This is a genomic window from Rhodanobacter sp. 7MK24, assembly GCF_014842995.1.
Classification (GTDB): domain Bacteria; phylum Pseudomonadota; class Gammaproteobacteria; order Xanthomonadales; family Rhodanobacteraceae; genus Rhodanobacter_A.
In genome coordinates, this window is sequence record NZ_JACYXL010000003.1 from 487,655 (window position 1) to 505,601 (window position 17,947).

The following is a 17,947-nucleotide window of genomic DNA, read 5'->3' on the forward strand; positions in this document are numbered from 1 at the left end:
AGAAAGTGTAAACCATCACCCGCTTGAGTCCCGGCCGCGCGGGAGTTCTACTAATGCACCTGTGCGGGGTGGGGAGCCCCGCCCAACCTAGCCTCTGGAGAACCCCATGTCCCGTTCGCTGATCGCCGTGGCGCTGCTGTTGCTCGCCCCGCTGGCTACCGCCCAGCAAATCTACAAGTGGACCGATGCGTCGGGCACGGTGCACTACTCGCAGTCGGCGCCGGCACAGGGCACCAAATACCAGCAGGTGAAGCTGGCCGGCGGGGTGGAATCCGCCGATGCCGACGCACCGGCCCAGCAACCGGCTGCCGACAACGCCTCCACGCAGGCCGACACTCCCCCCCCCGCCCCGTCCGCCCCGATGGCCGACACGCCCGACAACCGCGCCAAGCTGTGCGCCACGCTGAAATCCAACCTCACCACCCTGCAGGGAAGCGGCCCGGTGGTGATGCAGCAGGGCGGCAAGCCTGCCGTGCTGGACGACGCCCAGCGCAAGCAGCAGGTCGATACCGCCAACGCGCAATACCAGCAGTACTGCGCAGGCAAATAACCGCAAATGATCGCAGCTGGTGCCGTGCCTGCAACGCAGGCACTCGCTGCGGGAACGGCCGCAACCTCGACCGGCACCGGAATCTCCCCTGCCATGCCTATCCGCGGAGCCGTCGAGTGCGGCCCGCGGGTGCGGTTGCGCGCGCCGCTATAATCCGGCTCTTTCAACGCCGGAAACCGCCTGCATGCGCCTCAGCCAATTCCATCTGGCCACCGTCAAGGAAGTACCCGCCGACGCCGAGATCGCCAGCCACCGGCTGATGCTGCGCGCCGGCATGATCCGCAAACTCGCCTCCGGTCTCTACACCTGGTCCCCGCTTGGCCTGCGCGTGCTGCGCAAGGTGGAAAACGTCGTGCGCGAGGAAATGAACCGCGCCGGCGCCATCGAAATGCTGATGCCCACGATCCAGCCCAAGGAGCTGTGGGAGGAAACCGCCCGCTGGGCGAAATTCGGACCGCAGCTGCTGAAGATCAAGGACCGCAAGGAGCAGGAATTCTGTTACGCGCCCACCGCCGAGGAAGTCGTCACCGATTACGCGCGCAACGAGCTGAACAGCTATAAGCAACTGCCGGTCAATTTCTATCAGATCCAGACCAAGTTCCGTGACGAGATCCGCCCCCGTTTCGGCGTGATGCGTGCACGCGAATTCCTGATGAAGGACGCCTATTCCTTCCATCTCGGCCAGGAGTCGCTGGCCGAAACCTATCAGGCGATGTACGACGCTTATTCGCGCATTTTCAGCCGGCTGGGTTTGCAATTCCGCGCGGTACAGGCCGACACCGGCGCGATCGGCGGCAATGCCAGTCACGAATTCCAGGTGCTGGCCGCTTCCGGCGAAGACGCCATCGTGTTTTCCGATGGCTCCGATTACGCGGCGAATGTGGAAAAGGCCGAGGCATTGGCGCCCACCACCACACGCCCCGCTCCCGCCGCCGAATTGAAGCGCGTCGATACACCCACCCAGAAGACGATTGCCGAAGTGAGCGCATTTCTCGGCGTATCGCCGATGCAATGCGTGAAAACCCTGCTGGTGAAAGGCCGCGACGGCCTGGTGGCGCTGTGCCTGCGCGGCGACCACGAACTCAACGAAGTGAAGGCCGGCAAGTTGGCCGAATTGCCCGATGAGGTCGTTCTGGCCAGCGAAGCGGAAATCCTCGCCGCCACCGGTACGCGCCCCGGCTTCATCGGACCGGCAGGTTTGCCAGCCACCATTCCGGTGATCGTGGATCGCAGCGCAGCCGTGCTGTCCGATTTCGTCTGCGGCGGCAACGCCGACGGCACGCACCACGTCGGCGCCAATTGGGAGCGCGACGCACACATCACCCGCATCGAGGACGTGCGCCAGGTGGTCGAGGGCGATCCCTCGCCCGACGGCAAGGGCACGCTGCACCTGGCCCGCGGCATCGAGGTGGGCCATGTGTTCCAGCTTGGCAGCAAATACGCCGAAGCACTGGGCGCCACCGTGCTGGACGACCAGGGCAAGTCCCAGGTGATGATGATGGGCTGCTACGGCATCGGCATCAGCCGCATCGTGGCGGCGGCTATCGAACAGCGTCATGACGATGCCGGCATCGTCTGGCCGGAAGCGATGGCACCGTGGCGCGTGGCCGTATGCGTGATCAATCCCAAGGGCAATCCGGATATCGCCGCTGCCGGTGAATCGCTGTACCAGGAACTCGCCGCGCGCGGTATCGAAGTCGTGCTGGACGATCGCGGTCTGCGCCCCGGCGCGATGTTTGCGGACATGGAACTGGTCGGCATTCCCCATCGCGTGGTGGTCAGCGAACGCGGCCTCGCCGCCGGCACGCTGGAATACCGTGCGCGTCATGAAGCGGAAAGCCGTGCCGTGACGCGCGACGAGTTGATTGAAATGCTCGGCTGAAATCGGTTTCAAATGCAACGACAAACGGCCGCCTTGTGCGGCCGTTTGCTTTCATGGCCATGTCGGGGATTATCCGGATAATTGCCAAAATGCATGCAATGGCCAATCCGGAACCATTTTCTTTGCAAAATGTCGTTTATTCAGGTAAGAATAACGCCGCGCCGGCAATGCCATTCGTCCGCATGCTTCCGGGTCGCCACAAATCCATCCTGTCACTGGAGTCTCCGATGGCCGCCATCGATATCAAGAACCTCAACCATAACCAGCTCAATGACCTCATCACCAAGGCACAGTCGCGCCAGCATGAATTGAAGAAAGAAAAGGTCTCCAAGCTGCGTGAAAAGGTCCATGCCCTGATCAAGGCCGAGGGCTACAGCTTCGACGACATTTTCGGCGGCGTGCGCGGCAAGCGCCGCAGCGGCGGCGTAGTGCCCCCGAAGTATCGCAATCCGGCGAATGCCGAGCAGACCTGGTCCGGCCGCGGCAAGCGTCCGCGCTGGTTCAACGATGCATTGAAGGCCGGCAAGAAGGAAAAGGACCTGCTGGTCTGATTCGCCTCTCTGCATGACATGAAGACGCCGGCTTCCGAGCCGGCGTTTTTATTACTGGCGCAAGCGGATTCTTCCCGGATTATCCTGGCGCGAAACAGGTGGAATGCACCGGATGGGTTCGCCACAGGCCGGATGCAAAACCCAGGCCCCGATCAGGACCGTCGCTCCCTTCAAAGAGAACGACGCGGCGAAACCAGCAATTCGCCGAACAGCAAACCCGCCACCAGCGATACCAATAGGGTAACCAGCAGCAGGGCCGTATCCATGCCCAGCGTGGTGTCGCGTTCGAGCAGGAAGGACATGCTGCGAAACCCCACGCTACCCGGTACCAGCAACAGGATGCCCGGCTCGCGGATCACCGCACCCGGCCGGTGCCGCGTCCGCGCATAAAGATTGGCCAGCGCACTGACCACCAGACCGCCGACGAATACGCCGAACGGCGCACTGGGCAAGCGACCGGAAAAGGCACCGCCCCAACGCGTGGCCAGGTAGCCGACGATCACCGCCACGATCACTGCCGGCCAGTCGCGCCTGGCCGCACGGAACAGCATCGCAAACGCCACGGCGGCCACCAGCAGGGCGGGCCAGTCTGTCCAAGCCGGCAACGGCGGCAAAACGGCATTGTTCGGCTCGATGCCAAACGCGGCGCAAACCTCGGTGGCCGCCACCGTGCCAAACACCAGCTTGAGCAAGGTCGCGGTGGCGCCTCCCATGCGCGCCATGCCGGACACCAGATGCCCGCTGGAAACCTCGCGCACCGCCGTGGTGAGCGACATGCCAGGCACCAGCACGATCAGCGCCGCCAGTACCACCGACTTGATCGCCAGCGGCACCACGAAGGCGCTGACCAGGATCGCCACCGAGGTCGCCACGATGGCGCTGATCGCATCGCTGGCGGCGGCCACGCGCGGGCGGGTGGCGGAGAGCAACGTGATCGCACCGATCAGCATGCCGACCACCGCGGCCACCGCGAGGTCGGCCCAGGAACTCTGCAGGAACAGCGCCGCGATGCTGGCCGCGGACAAACCGTAGCTGGCGACCACATAGGCCTTCGCCTTGCGCGTATCCGGCGCGCCGAGGGTGCGCAGCAGGCGGAAGCCTTCGCGCAGATCCAGTTCGCCCGCGATAACACGGTCGGCGATGGCGTCCACGTCGCACAGGCGTGCGAGGTTCACGTCGCCGGGCGCAAGCCGCATCACCTGCGTGGTCTGCGCCACGCCCTCGTCGCCCAGTGCCAGATCCGCGAAGGAGATGATGATGGCGGTGGGACTGGACCACACATCGGCTTGCAGGCCCAGCCGCCGCGCACATAGGTCGATCGACATCTCCAGACGGGGTGCCGAGGTGCCGTACTGATGCAGTCGCCGTGCCAGTTCCAGCAGGAAAGCGATGCGCGTATTCGCAGTGGCGGCCGCGAAGCTGGCGCTCATGCGGCGGCGCGCACCTTGAGCGTGGTGCCGTCCACCGCCACCACTTCCACCGTGCTGCCCAAGGGCAAGTCCGGCCCGCTCACCAGCCATTGGCCGTCACCTACACGCACCTTGCCGCGACCGTTGACGATGGGTTCGATCAAATCGTAGCGCTGGCCGATCATCTGCTCGCCACGGCGGTTGAGCCGTTCGCCACCAGGGGCGCCACGCTCGATCCGCGGCCGCAACCAGCGCGCATAGGCAACGCATGCGGCCAGCGCCAGCAGGGCGAACAGTACCGCTTGTGCGAGCAGGCCCAACCCAGGGAACAGCCAGAGCAGCACGCCCATCGCCGCCGCCGCGATGCCGATCCACAGCAGGAAATAGCCGGGCATCATCACCTCGCCGGCGATCAACGCCAGGGCGAGGATCCACCACAGGTAATGCGTTGCGATCTGTCCGAGCATGGAGGTATCCAGAAGATTGGTTTCCACTCCTGCTTAGGGGAGTGGGCTCGCTTGTCCTGATGGCGAACGATCATAGGCCAGATTGGGCAGGTTGATCAGGCGTTTCTCGCATTGACCGGGCTTTTCTCGGATATGTGGTTGGCGTTGCTTTCCGTGGGTGCGGCGATGCGGCTTTCGATGCCTGGAGCAAGGAGCAAAGCGGTGTCGGTCACCGACCGGCCCCGGGTCATCTCTCTTTGCTGGTATGCATGAACCGGCCGAATCCGCAATCCGCCGAAACTACGAGCAAGCCGTGTCGAGGACTTGGAGGCCACTCTCGCCTGCGCGATAGACAGGACGGCCACACCGCGCGATACCCAGATAGCGAGGATCCACGCGCTCGTCATTCCGGCGTAGGCCGGAGGAGCTTTACAACAACGAAGCTGGTCGTCCACTGGCGCGACGGCATGGACAAGCTTGGTCGCCACGGGATCCCGGCCTGCGCCGGGATGACGAGCAGAGCCCCGAACGCCTCGCTCCGCTCTGCTTCGGCTTAGCCCTCGTCTGGCCATTGCATCAGCGCGCTGCTCCCTGGAAGCCACTATGCGACGGAGCCGCATGGATCAGGCTGCGCAACGGGAGTCGCCAAGGAGGGATGGCAACACCTTTTCGACCGAGCAGGACGTCCGAAGAGCACCTCCGTGGAGTGCCCTTACCCCTTGGCCACTTTTCTTTGGGCACGCAAAAAAGACGTAGTTCGGGCGCCGGCAGGCACACGAAATCACTTCGTCGCTTGCCAACCACAAGAAAACAAAGCTCCCACCGCGGGAGGGAGGCCTGCGCGTCACCGTGCCGGCGGCATCGCCTTCGCGGCAGCCTGCTGCTGCCCCAGCGACTCCTTGGCCAGCTCCGCGATGCCGGCCATCGCACCGATCACACCGGTGGCTTCGATCGGCAGCAACAGCATCTTCTGGTTGGGCGAGGCCGCCATCGCCTTCAGCGCCTCGACGTAGTTGTTGGCGACGAAGTAATTGAGCGCGTTGACGTTGCCGTTGGCGATCGCGGTGGACACCATGGTGGTGGCCTTGGCCTCGGCTTCGGCCGAACGCTCGCGCGCCTCGGCGGCGCGGAACGCGGCTTCCTTCTCGCCTTCGGCGGCGAGGATCACCGACTGCTTCTCGCCCTCGGCCTTGAGGATCGCCGCCTGGCGGAAACCCTCGGCATCGAGGATGTTGGCGCGCTTCTCGCGCTCGGCCTTCATCTGCCGCGCCATCGCGTCGACGAGGTCACGCGGCGGCGCGATGTCCTTGATCTCGATGCGGTTGACCTTGACGCCCCACGGATGGGTGGCCTCGTCCACCACGCGCAGCAGCTTGGCGTTGATCGCGTCGCGCTGGCTCAGGCTCTCGTCGAGGTCGAGCGAGCCCAGCACGGTACGGATGTTGGTCATGATCAGCGCCAGCGTGGCCTGTTCCAGCTGGGCCACCTCGTAGGCGGCCTTGGCCGCGTCCAGCACCTGGTAGAACACCACGCCGTCCACGCGCACCACGGCGTTGTCCTTGGTGATGACGTCCTGGCTGGGCACGTCCAGCACCTGCTCCATCATGTTCATCTTGCGGCCCACGCCCTGGTAGACCGGAATCAGCAGGTGCAGGCCCGGCGTGAGCGTGCGCGTGTACTTGCCGAAAGTCTCCACCGTCCATTCGTAGCCCTGCGGCACGATGCGCACCATCTTGAGCAAGGTGACGACCACCAGCACCACGATGACCAATGCAAGAACCGATCCCATGACTTGCCCCTCTTTCCGGTGAGGAAGGCAGTATAGGCGAGCGCGATGACCGCCGTAGGAGCGCACCCTGTGCGCGAATGTTCCGGTGTCTGGCCGAAGCCAAGAGCCGTCGCACACAGGGTGCGCTTCTACGGGTTTGTGCCTAGCGCGAACCGTATTGCGGCAGCCGCAGGCTCACGCGCAGGCCGCCGCCCTCGCGATTGGCAAGCAGTACGCGTCCGCCATGCGCCTCGGCGATCTCGCGTGCCAGGGCAAGGCCCAGGCCGGTGCCGGAGCGCTTGGTGGAATAGAACGGCAGCAACGCCTGCGCCAGCACGGTTTCGCTCATGCCAGGGCCACGATCGGCCACTTCGATGCGCAACTCGCTGCCGGCGTCGAGGATGGCGAGGCTTACCCCGTCCTCGGCGCTGCCGGATTCGTGCGCGTTCTTGATCAGGTTGATCAGCACCTGCTCGATCTGCACCGGGTCGAAATGGCTGGGGTGCGCAGGCACGGGCGAAGCGAGCTGGTAGCGGCAATGCAAGGCCAGCGAGGCAAGGAACGGCTCCCACTCCACCGCCTGCGGCTGCGGCGCCGGCAGTTTGGCGAAGCTGGCGTAGCCGGCGATGAAGCCGTGCAGATGCCGCGCGCGTTCGCCGATGGTGGCGAACACGCCGGGCAGGCGTTCCAGGTCGCCGCGACGGGCCAGTTCTGCGCCGGAATGCGCCAGCGAAGAAATCGGCGCCAGCGAGTTGTTGAGCTCATGACTGATGACGCGGATCACCCGCTTCCAGGTCGCCACTTCCTGCCGCGACAACTCGCGCGTCATGCGCCGGAACAAGTGCAGGCGATGCGGCCGACCCTGCAGGCGGAACGCCCGCTGCGACAGGTGGAAGGTTTCCTCGGCACCATCCAGTTCCACGCTGAGCAGCGCGTCCTCGCCGCTTTCCACCGCACGGGACAGGGCTTCCGGGGCAGCTGTCAACGTGTCGGCGAAGTTCAAGCCGTTGAGGCTCTTGCCATCGTTGAACAGATGGCGCGAAGCGATGTTGGAGTACACCACGCGGCCGCTGATGTCGGTGAGCACCAGCGCCACCGGCGTGTTCTGCACCACCGTCTCCAGCAACAGCTCGCGCTGCACCAGATGCTGGCGCTGGTCGCGCAGGGTCTGGCCCAGCGCGTTGTGCATGCGGATCAGCTCGCCCAGTTCGTCGCTGCGGCGTGCTGCGATGGAGAAGCTGAAATCGCCGTCCCGGTAGCTCGCCACCGCGCCTTCCAGCGCGCGCAGCAGCCGACTCACCGGCGCCATCACCTGATAGGCCAACCCCCATGCCAGCGGCAACAGCACCAGTACGCTGACCACGAGGCCGCCATACATGCCCATCTGCGCTGGCGTCCGCAAGGACACCGCCAGATCCTTGTGCAGCCACCCGATCAGCTGCGGCAGCGGCCACTGGGTAAGGCCCACATACACCAATGCACCCGCCACCGCGGCCACCGCGAGGAGCATGGTCAGGCGGAACTGCAACGAATTCAGGTGACGCCACATAGGAGCCTGCTCAATGGCACGCGGGATCGTGCGGCGTCTGCGCGCAGCTCACCGGCGGCTGCCCGTTCTGCCAGGGGCGTTCAGTACCCATCACCGCGTTCTGGTCGTTGGCGCGCGGCGGCGGAGGCTCCTCCTCCCATGTCTTGCGTTCGGCCTTGAACTTGAACGGCGAAGGCTTGGCCGCGGCATCGTCGCCCTGCGAACGGAAGTCGTGTGCGGTGGCGATGCTGGCGGCTGGCGCGGGCGTGGTCCACTGGTCGGATGCCGTCTGCGCCGTGGCCGCGAGGGACGGCAGGCAGAGCGACAGGAGTGCAAGGCTTCGGATACGCATGGGATCCCCCGGTGGAGCAGCGCGAACGTCACGGCAGCTTTCCATGCCGCCACCCTGCCCGCAAGCGACATAGGTCACGCCGGTGCCGTCAGTCCATAACGCTCCATGCGCCGATACAACGCCTGGCGCGACAGACCCAGCGACTGCGCCGCGCGGCTCACCACGCCATCGGCCAGATGCAGCGCACCCTCCACTGCCTCGCGGCTGGGTTCGTCGAGGTTGCGCGCGACGGCCGGCGCGACCTGCGGCAGGTTGAGAAGCTCAGGCGTGATCGGCTTGCCGCCGGCCAACAGCGCCGCGCGTTCGATGGCGTTCTTCAGCTCGCGCACGTTGCCCGGCCATGGGTAGGCCAGCAATGCCTCGCGCGCGGCGTCACCCAGCACGGCGCGACCGGCGAGGAAATGTTCGGCCAGCGGCAGCACGTCGTCCGTGCGCTCGGACAGCGGCGGCAGGTTCACTTCGATCACGTTGAGGCGGTAATAGAGATCCTCACGGAAGGTGCCTGCGCGTATCATCCCCTTGAGGTCGGCATTCGTGGCGGAAAGCACGCGCACCTTCGCCTGCCGCGTACGCCCGGAACCCAGCCGTTCGAACTGCCCGGTTTCCAGCACCCGCAGCAGCTTCATCTGGCCCGGCAACGGCAGGTTGCCGATCTCGTCGAGGAACAGCGTGCCGCCGTCGGCCAGCTCGAAGCGGCCTTCGCGCGCCTTGTTCGCGCCGGTATAGGCACCTGCGTCGGCACCGAACAGCTCCGCCTCGATCAGCTCGCCCGGCAACGCGCCGCAGTTCACCGCCACGAACGGCCCCTTCTTCACCAGCGAGTTCGCGTGCACGATGGCGGCAATGCGCTCCTTGCCCGCGCCGTTCGGCCCGGTGATGAGGATTGGCACTTCGGCGCGCGCCACCTGGCAGGCCAGGTCCAGCGTGCGCGCCATCGCCTCGGAAGCGAACACCAGGCCGTCCAGCTCGTAGGTGTTCTGCAACACCTCGCGGCGGCGGCGGCGCTCGCGCCGCACGCGGCTTGCCTCGCGCGTGGATTCGGAAAGCTCCAGCAGGTTCTCCACCGTCGCCAGCAGCTTGTTGTCGTCCCACGGCTTGGCAAGGTAGTCGGCGGCGCCGGCCTTCACCAGCTCCACCGCGGTTTCCAGGTGCGTCCAAGCGGTGAGCAGGATCACCGGCAGGTCGGGGTGCCGCTCGCGGATCGCGCGGAACAGCTCCACGCCCTCCTCGCCCGAGGTGGTGTCGGCGGTGAAGTTCATGTCCTGGATCACCACATCCACCCGCTCGCGCTCCAGCGCAGCCAGGCCATCGGCCTGGTTCAGCGCCACCAGCGGGCGGATGTCATGCAGCGACAGCAGCAGCGACAGCGCCTCGCCCACGGCGGGGTTGTCATCGACGATCAGTACGGTACGCATCTTGTTCCTGCACATGTCCGCATGGATGCGGCTCCAAGGGAAAAGGTTGCCATGACCATCGACCTAGATGCACGAAAAATTCTGCATCACACGCTGCGCGTGGCTACCACGGGCGGTACGCGCGCAGCGCGTAGCGCGGGCGAAAGCACCGAAAGCTGCCCCAGTACCCACAATACCAAGCCTCCCAGGGGCAGATACCAGAGCGGCAAGCGCGGCAATTCGTAGCGCATCATCAGCAACAGATTGAGCAGCACAGCCAGCACCGCGCCAAGCACGATGCCCATCGTGACGATCAGTAAATTCTCAGCCTGAAAATAGCGCCGGATGTCGCCGCGCGTGGCACCAATAGCGCGGCGGATACCGATGCTGCGCGTACGTTGCTGTACCCAGAAATTCGCCAGCCCAGTGATACCCAGTGCAGTAACGAACAAGAGGCACAGCGCCGAAGCAACGAGCAGGCCGACCATGGTGGTGTCGCGCTGGAAATAAGCGTCGCGGATCTGCGAATACGTCTGCACCTGATCCTGGTCGATGACGCGTGTGGGATCGACCTTGAACAGCGCTGCCTCCGCTGCCTTCAGGATGCGCTCGCGATCACCCGGCGCCCCACGCAGCACATAGACTTCGCTGGTGCTGTCCGGCAACTGCGGCGTGATAACGCTCAGGTAGCCATCCCCCATGCCATGCAACTCCGGACGCGCCAACGTAGCGACAACACCAACCACCTGCAAGGCATTGCCGCCCAGAATCATCACCTTACCGAGTGCATCCTGCCCCGGATAAAGCTTGTCGGCCAGCTCGCGACTGATGATCGCGACGGACGGATTGTTTTTCGCCGTGTATTCCCCCGGAAGGAAATCGCGCCCCTCCACCAGTTGCAGCCCCAGCGTGCGGAGCAGGCCGGGTGTGCCATCGTAAAAACTGGACAACGGGCAATCGCCCCCCTTGAACAACGATGACGTGCGCATCGCCTGGTCGAACACCTGCCGACTGGGGCACGCGGGGCCAAACGAGTCGTTACGGTTCAACGGCAACGCACTGCTCACCGCCACGGCGGATTCCACGCCTGGAATCGCACGCAATGCCGCGAGATCGGTTTCATGCAATGCCTGCGCGTTCTGCTTGGTGTCGGTGCCGATGCTCTGGATCGTGGACAGCCCGCTTTCAGCAATCCCCGTAGGCATCAAAACATCCGCGATGCGGTTGGCGATCATGAAAGCCACGTTGCAGACGATGGCGCAGGTAAGCGCCACCTGCAGCGTCAGCAGCATGGCCGTGAGTTTGTGGTGGCGCAGGGTAGAAAGAATCGGTCGAAGCTGCATGGCGATCTCCCCTCAAAGTGTCTTGAGTTGCAGCGCGGGCACCACGCGGCAGGCCCGCCACGCGGGAAGCAAGCCAGCCATCGTGCTGGCGAAAACCGCCAACGCCAGCGTCGTCAACAGCATCGACGCGTCCATGCGCGCGATGTGGGCGTAGTCGTCGGGTCTGTGCCGCACGCTCCACAGCCCGAGTTCCGAGATCAGCACACCAAGCACGCCGCCGGCCACGCCAATGACTGCCGACTCGATGCCGAACTGCACGAAGATGTCACGCCGCCGCGCACCCAGGGCGCGGCGTACGCTGATCTCGCCGCTGCGGCGCAAGAACTTCGCCAGCAGCAAGGCCAAGACATTCACCATGCACACGAGCAGGAAGCCCAGCGCCAGCCACATTTGCAGGCGCACGTCGCCGGGCACGAGGTTTTCGTGCGCCAGCCAGCCCATCAGGCTGTACAACGTGGCATCGGTCGCCGGGCGCTGAAATCGGCCCAGCGATTTCTGCTCTGCGGAGTAGTCGATCAGGAACCGCTTGTACGCAGCCGCCTGCGTGGGTCCATCGAGTTGCACCCAGAACTGCAACCATGCAGTGGTTGCGCTGCGCATATCGCCATTGGGCATTTTTCCCCAACTGTCCACGCTACCGTCGGTGTTCAAATTCAAATCCACTGCCGTGGACAACGGCAGGAAGAACAGGTCGCGGTCGGCGTACCTCTTGGCCCTCTCGTCGGCATAGAACAAGGGCGACGGATGCCAGTCGGTAGTTATGCCAACCACGCGAAAATCGTTTTCACCCAGCCTGACCATCTTGCCGATGGCATCGGTGTCGCCGAACAGCTTGCGCGCAAGCGAATCGGCCAGCACCACCACATGCGCGTTGGCCGAATCCTCAGCCTCGTTCCAACTACTGCCATGCTCGAAAGGCACGCCGAACATGGCGAAGAAATCCACCGTGGTGTAGCGGCCGCTCACGTAGAACGTCCGCAAATCCGCAGCCGCTGGACGCACCAGCAAATAACCCGCCGCCAGCGCCGCCTGCCGCCGGGCACGATGCGCCTTGAGCAAGGCCATCGCATCCGGCCAGGTGAGGTGGTCGGAGGGATCATAACCATTGGCGAAAAAGTTGCCCTTGAGCGGCAACGGATTGAGATGCGGCACATACAGCTGTGCGCTGCGCCCAGGCATCGGATCGTCGGTCATCACATGCAGCACCGTGAGCATGGTCATCGACGCTCCGATACCCAATCCGATCGCCAGAACCATCAGGCCGGTGAGGATCGGCGTGCGCTTGAGGCTGCGCCAGGCCAGGTCGAGGTAATAGCCAAACATATGTCGCTCCCTTTCGCTTTCCCACGGGAATGCACCGTGCGGTCGATGGCTCATAGCTTCGATCTAGCGCCAGTGCACTCGCGCATTGGCACGCTCCTTCTAGCCGACCTTCATACCGACCGCGTCGCCACCACCGGTGGCACGCGCGCAGCGCGCAATGCGGGCCCGAGCACGGCGAGCTGGCCTAGCAGCCACAGCACGACGGCGCCCGTAGCCAGCCACGCCAGCGGCATGTGCGCCAACTCGTAGCGCTGCATCAGCCACAGGTTCAATCCGACCGCACCGAGCGAGCCGATCACGATGCCGGCGGTGACGATCAACAGGTTCTCGAACTGGAAGTAGCGCAGGATGTCGCGCCGCGTGGCACCGATGGCGCGGCGGATGCCGATCTGCCGGGTGCGCTGCTGAACCCAGAAACTGGACAGACCCACCACGCCAAGCGCGGTCAGTGCCAGCAGGCAGCTCGTGACCACCACCAGCACCCAGATCATGGCGCGGTCGCCGTGGTAGAAGTCCGAGACGGTATCGGAATAGATGTGATCTTCGGTGACCATGCGCAGTGGATCGATGCGGGTGAGCACCTCGGGCAAATCGCGCTTTACCGCACCGCGCGCACCCGGCTTTACACGCAATACGTAAAGACCGCCCCGTACCATGGCCACAGGCAGGATGAAGCTGCGGTCGATGCCTTGCGCATTGTTGATTTGCGGATTGAGCAAGTGGTCCACCACGCCTACCACTTGGAGGGCATCCTTACCGTTGCTGTCTTGCCAGAAGGTCTTCCCCAGTGGATCCTGGCCCGGCCACAGTTCTTCGGCCAACGTACGCGTGATGATGGCTACCGTCGGCGGCAGCTGACCTTTCTTGAACGGATCATAGTCAACGTGTTCCTTCGGCAGGAAGTCGCGTCCTTCTGACACCTTGATGCCAAGGGTGCGGAGCATGCCGGGCGATCCCATGTACTCGACGACGTTGTCCAAACTGCTTCCCTTGTCGCCAGATCGGCGATACACGGATCTACTGAACATGTCGCCGGACAACGGCAACCCGCTGGTCGTCACCACCGATTCGACACCGGGCATGCCTTGCAACGCGGCCATATCCGCAGCCGTATCGTCTCCTGCCTTGCCTCCCTGTCCCAGATCGAGACCACTGGTTTGGGCCCACACCAGTTCGTTGTCGGATACACCGGTAGGAGCGCGTATGGCCGCCACGCGATCTCCTATCAGAAACAATGCGTTGGTGACGATGGCGCAAGTCAGCGCGATTTCCAGCGCTACTAGAACAACGGTGGTCTTGTGGTGCTTCAGTGCGGAAATGATCGGATGCATGGTCATGGCCTCACTGCGTCTTGAGCAAACGGGCCGGTACGATGCGGCAGGCGCGCCACGCCGGAAACAAGGCCGCCAGCAAGGTGGCACACACCGCAAGTGCAATGGTGGCGCCGAGCATCGCCCCATCCATGTGCGCCAACGCGGCGTATTCCACCGGCTGCTGACGCACGATCCACAAGCCGAGGGCTGCAAGAAGCAGCCCGGCGACACCACCTGCCGCTCCCACCAGTGATGCCTCCACCAGCAATTGCGCGAACACCGCGCGCTTCGACGCCCCCATCGCGCGACGCACGGAAAGCTCACCACCGCGGCGCAGGAACTTGACCAGCAGCATGGCCACCGTGTTGACCAGGCATACCAGCAGGAAGCCCAGCGCCAGCAGCGTTTGCAATTGCACGCTGCCGGGCAACACATGGTTGTAGTCCAGCCATGCCATCACATCACGCAGGCGTGTGTTCGGCGACCGCGCAAAGCGGCCGAGTGCTTTTTGCTGTTCCGAATAATTGACGAGGAACTCGCGGTAGGCGGCGACCTGCGCTGGCGTGTCCAGCTCCACCCAGAGAGTCATCCAGCCGCAAGCAGTCGCCTTGCGCATGTCGTTGTCGTCAGGAAAATATCCGCCACCCCAGCAAGTGATGCTGTTGTAGGTACTGAGTTTCAAATCCAGCCCGGCATGCAAGGGCAGATACACCTGTTCCGGTTGGTTGGTGTAGTTGCCCATGCCCAGATCGTAGAAATGCGGCGATGGGTTCCATTGGTCGATCACGCCAACGACGCGGAAGGCGTACTTGCCAAGCTGCAACATCCGGCCGACGGCATGTGGCGTACCGTAGAGCTTGTCGGCCAGATCACGCGCTATCACCGCTACGCGGGAACGCTGCTCGTCGTCGCGTGCCGTCCAGCCACTGCCGTCAACGAAAGGCACATCGAACATCGGAAAAAAATCTGCTGTGGTGGATCGCAGTGGAACGAAAAAGGCGTGCGAAGCGCCTTGTGGCGGAATCACCGTCACGCGCCCCCCGCTCATCGCAACCTTGTGCACACCCTCACTGGCATGCAGCAGGTTCATCGCATCGATCCATGTCAGTTGATCCGGCGGATCGGGTGTCGTGTTGTCGCTGTCCATGGGACGCGGATCGACCTGCGGATAGAACAGTTGTCCGCTTCGCCCCGGTATCGGATCGGCCGTCATCACGTGCAGCACGGTGATCATCGTCATGCTCGCGCCGATACCCAGTGCGATGGCCAGCACCATCAACGCGGTCAGCACCCTGTTGCGCTTGAGGCTGCGCCATGCCAGGTCGAGGTAGTAGCCGAGCATTCCTGTCTCCCTCAATCGCACCGTCCTCTCCCACCGCGGGAGAGGAGAAAAATCACACGCTTCTCGTCGCCACCACCGGTTGCACCGCCGCCGCACGCCGCGCAGGCGACAGCACCGAAAGCTGGCCCAGCGCCCACAGTGCCAGCGCGCCGACCGGCAGGTACCACAATGGCAGGCGTGGCAGTTCGTACTGCGTCATCAGCAGCAGGTTCAGACCGATGGCCAGCAGTGCGCCGATCGCCACGCCGGCGGTAACGATCAGGAAATTCTCGGCCTGGAAGTAGTGCAGGATGTCGCCGCGCGTTGCACCGATGGCACGACGGATGCCGATGCTGCGCGTGCGCTGCTGCACCCAGAAATTCGCCAGCCCGGCGATGCCCAGCGCGGTAACGAACAGCAGGCCTAGCGCGGAAGCGATCAGCAGGCCGATCATGGTGGTGTCGCGCTGGAAGTAGCCGCGGCGGATCTGCGTGTAGGTCTGCATCTGCTGGGGATCGACGATGCGGTTGGGGTTGGCCTGGAGCAACGCGGCTTCGGCGGCCGTGAGCACGCGCTGGCGATCCTGCGGCGCGCTGCGCAACACGTAGGTGACGCCGGTGTCGTCGGGCCGTTGCGGCCAGATCATGCTGTCGGCGTCGACGCCCGGCTTGCGCAAGGCAGGCCGCAGCAGGGTATCCACGATGCCGACGATGCGGATGAAATTGTCGCCGTCGTACATGTTCTGCCCCAGCGCCGGCCGCCCCGGATACAGCTTCTCCGCCAACGCACGCGTGACGATCGCAACCGCGGGCTTGCCCTTGCTCACGTATTCGCCTGGCAGGAAATCGCGCCCTGCAACGAGATGCAGGCCCAACGTGACGATCAATCCCGGCGTACCGTCGTACAAGGCAGGTTGCACGCAGCCGCTGCCATCGATCGAATTGAGCTGTATCGCCCGATCCAGCGCCTGCTTGCTGGGGCAGATGCCACTGGACGACTCGTTCTGGTTCAGCGGCAACGAATAACTGACCGCCGCGGCGGAACGCACCCCGGGAATCGCGCGCAAGGCCGCCAGATCAGTCGTTTGCCGCGCCTGCATGTTTTCGCCTTTTCCGATGCCGACGCTGTGGATCACCGACAGTTCGTTCTCAGCGATACCGGTTGGCACGCTGATGCGTTGCACGCGCTTGGCCACCATGAAGGCCACGTTGCAGACGATGGCGCAGGTGAAGGCCACCTGCAGGGTCAGCAAGGTGGCGGTGAGCTTGTGGTGGCGCAGGGTGGAAAGGATGGGTCGGATTTGCATGGTCAGCCCCGTGATGCATTCGTACCGTCATTCCGGCGCAAGCCGGAATCCAGCGGCCGTGTGGTCTGTACAGGCGTGGTCGCCACTGGACCCCGGCTTGCGCCGGGAGGACGAACATGAGAAATGGCGATGCTTCGCGCCATCACATCGCTTTCAGTTGCAGCGCCGGCGGCACGCGGCAGGCACGCCACGCCGGCAGCAGGCCGGCCAATACGCTGGCGACGACGGCGAACATGAGCGTGCCCAGCAGCATCGATGCGTCCATCTGCGCCAGTCTGGCGTAGTCGTCCGGGCGCTGGCGGATGCTCCACAAGCCCAGCTGCGCAATGGCCACGCCCAGCGCGCCACCGGCCACGCCGATCAGCGCCGACTCAATGCCCAGCTGCACGAAGATGTCGCGCCGCCGGGCGCCCAGTGCACGGCGCACGCTGATCTCGCCGCTGCGGCGCAGGAACTTCGCCAACAGCAGCGCCACGATGTTGACCATGCACACGAACAGGAAACCCAGCGCCAGCCACAGCTGCAAACGCACGTCGTTGGGCACCAGATTCTCGTGCGCCAGCCAGCCCATCAGGCTGTACAGCTTCGCGTTGGTCGGCGGCCGCTGGAAACGACCCAGCGCCTTTTGCTGCGCGGAGTAGTCGACAAGGTACTGCCGATATGCCGCGATCTGTGCCGGCGTATCCAGTTGCGCCCAGAACTGCAGCCAGCTCATGTTCGCGCTGGTCAGCGCAGTCTCGTCGCCCTTGGCCCAGCCAGACCGATTGCCGCTGACCTGCAACTTCTGGCTCACCGCCGCCGAGAGCGGCAGAAAGAACAGATCGGCGTCGCTGTATTGGGTGCCGGTCTGGTCGGCATAGAACAGAGGCTTCGGCACCCAATGGGCGGCGACGCCGATCACACGGAAGTCGTGCTCGCCCAAGCGCACCGTCTGGCCGACCGCGTTGCCCGTACCGAACAACTTGCGCGCCAGCGTTTCGGTCAGCACCACCACTTGCGCTGCGGCCGCATCGTCTGCCGCGCTCCAGCCGCCGCCGCGCTCGAACGGCACGCCGAACAGCGCGAAGAAGTCTGCTGTGGCGTAGCGCCCGTTCACATAGAAAGGACGCAGATCGCTGCGACCCGGCCACAGCAGCAACGAGCCGCCCGCCATCGCCGCCTGCCGCACGCCGCGATGGGCTTTGAGCAGCGCCATCGCATCGGGCCAGGTCAGATCGTCGGTGGGATTGGGACTGTCGTCTCTTAGTTTGTACTCAAGCGGCAGCGGATCGAGATGCGGCGTGTACAGCTGCGCGCTACGCCCCGGCAGCGGATCGTCGGTCATCACGTGCAGCACGGTCAGCATCGTCATCGACGCGCCGATGCCGAGCCCGGTTGCCAGCACCATCAGGCCGGTGAGGATCGGCGTGCGCTTCAGGCTGCGCAGTGCGAGATTCAGGTAGTAACCGAGCATTGGTTCCC

15 protein-coding genes are annotated in these 17,947 nt (G+C 64.4%); 3 read left to right on the top strand and 12 right to left on the bottom strand.

Features of this window, described 5'->3' with window-relative positions; translation table 11 throughout:
- Positions 1-106 precede the first annotated feature (106 nt).
- The 3 genes from IHE49_RS08730 to IHE49_RS08740 all read left to right on the top strand — a co-directional run bounded on the left by IHE49_RS08730 (position 107) and on the right by IHE49_RS08740 (position 2,983).
- Complete coding sequence (locus IHE49_RS08730) at positions 107-550, top strand: DUF4124 domain-containing protein (RefSeq protein ID WP_192156893.1); 444 nt, start codon at positions 107-109, stop codon at positions 548-550.
- Between the two features lie 184 nt (positions 551-734).
- Positions 735-2,432, top strand: a complete 1,698-nt coding sequence (locus IHE49_RS08735; RefSeq protein WP_192156895.1) for a proline--tRNA ligase — start codon at positions 735-737, stop codon at positions 2,430-2,432.
- Between the two features lie 227 nt (positions 2,433-2,659).
- On the top strand, positions 2,660-2,983 hold the full coding sequence (locus tag IHE49_RS08740; protein WP_192157121.1) for an H-NS histone family protein: 324 nt from the start codon (positions 2,660-2,662) through the stop codon (positions 2,981-2,983).
- Between the two features lie 170 nt (positions 2,984-3,153).
- Here the strand turns inward: IHE49_RS08740 and IHE49_RS08745 are convergent, their stop codons facing one another.
- From IHE49_RS08745 to IHE49_RS08800, 12 genes are all read right to left on the bottom strand, one after another.
- On the bottom strand, positions 3,154-4,413 hold the full coding sequence (locus tag IHE49_RS08745; protein WP_192156897.1) for a threonine/serine exporter family protein: 1,260 nt from the start codon (positions 4,411-4,413) through the stop codon (positions 3,154-3,156).
- A complete protein-coding gene (locus IHE49_RS08750; RefSeq protein ID WP_192156899.1) occupies positions 4,410-4,859 on the bottom strand; it encodes an NfeD family protein in 450 nt (149 codons plus the stop codon). Before IHE49_RS08750 ends, IHE49_RS08745 begins: the two co-directional genes overlap by 4 nt.
- Positions 4,860-5,682: 823 nt before the next feature.
- The gene (locus IHE49_RS08755; RefSeq protein WP_192156901.1) at positions 5,683-6,627 is read right to left on the bottom strand and encodes an SPFH domain-containing protein; all 945 of its coding nucleotides are present in this window, start codon (positions 6,625-6,627) and stop codon (positions 5,683-5,685) included.
- 142 nt (positions 6,628-6,769) lie between these two features.
- The gene (locus IHE49_RS08760) at positions 6,770-8,155 is read right to left on the bottom strand and encodes an ATP-binding protein (RefSeq protein WP_192156903.1); all 1,386 of its coding nucleotides are present in this window, start codon (positions 8,153-8,155) and stop codon (positions 6,770-6,772) included.
- A gap of 10 nt (positions 8,156-8,165) precedes the next feature.
- Positions 8,166-8,486 carry a hypothetical protein gene (locus tag IHE49_RS08765; protein WP_192156905.1) on the bottom strand — a complete coding sequence of 107 codons (321 nt, stop codon included), beginning with the start codon at positions 8,484-8,486 and terminating at the stop codon, positions 8,166-8,168.
- A 74-nt stretch (positions 8,487-8,560) separates the two neighbouring features.
- The gene (locus IHE49_RS08770) at positions 8,561-9,901 is read right to left on the bottom strand and encodes a sigma-54 dependent transcriptional regulator (RefSeq protein WP_192156907.1); all 1,341 of its coding nucleotides are present in this window, start codon (positions 9,899-9,901) and stop codon (positions 8,561-8,563) included.
- An 86-nt stretch (positions 9,902-9,987) separates the two neighbouring features.
- On the bottom strand, positions 9,988-11,223 hold the full coding sequence (locus tag IHE49_RS08775) for an FtsX-like permease family protein (RefSeq protein WP_192156909.1): 1,236 nt from the start codon (positions 11,221-11,223) through the stop codon (positions 9,988-9,990).
- A 12-nt stretch (positions 11,224-11,235) separates the two neighbouring features.
- Positions 11,236-12,546, bottom strand: a complete 1,311-nt coding sequence (locus IHE49_RS08780) for an ABC transporter permease (RefSeq protein WP_192156911.1) — start codon at positions 12,544-12,546, stop codon at positions 11,236-11,238.
- A 110-nt stretch (positions 12,547-12,656) separates the two neighbouring features.
- Positions 12,657-13,883 (bottom strand): FtsX-like permease family protein, encoded by a 1,227-nt coding sequence (locus IHE49_RS08785; protein WP_225578287.1) that lies wholly within the window; start codon positions 13,881-13,883, stop codon positions 12,657-12,659.
- Between the two features lie 4 nt (positions 13,884-13,887).
- The gene (locus IHE49_RS08790; protein WP_192156913.1) at positions 13,888-15,201 is read right to left on the bottom strand and encodes an ABC transporter permease; all 1,314 of its coding nucleotides are present in this window, start codon (positions 15,199-15,201) and stop codon (positions 13,888-13,890) included.
- 52 nt (positions 15,202-15,253) lie between these two features.
- A complete protein-coding gene (locus IHE49_RS08795) occupies positions 15,254-16,486 on the bottom strand; it encodes an FtsX-like permease family protein (protein WP_192156915.1) in 1,233 nt (410 codons plus the stop codon).
- A 142-nt stretch (positions 16,487-16,628) separates the two neighbouring features.
- Positions 16,629-17,939, bottom strand: coding sequence for an ABC transporter permease (locus tag IHE49_RS08800; protein WP_192156917.1), 1,311 nt, complete (start codon positions 17,937-17,939; stop codon positions 16,629-16,631).
- Positions 17,940-17,947 lie beyond the last annotated feature (8 nt).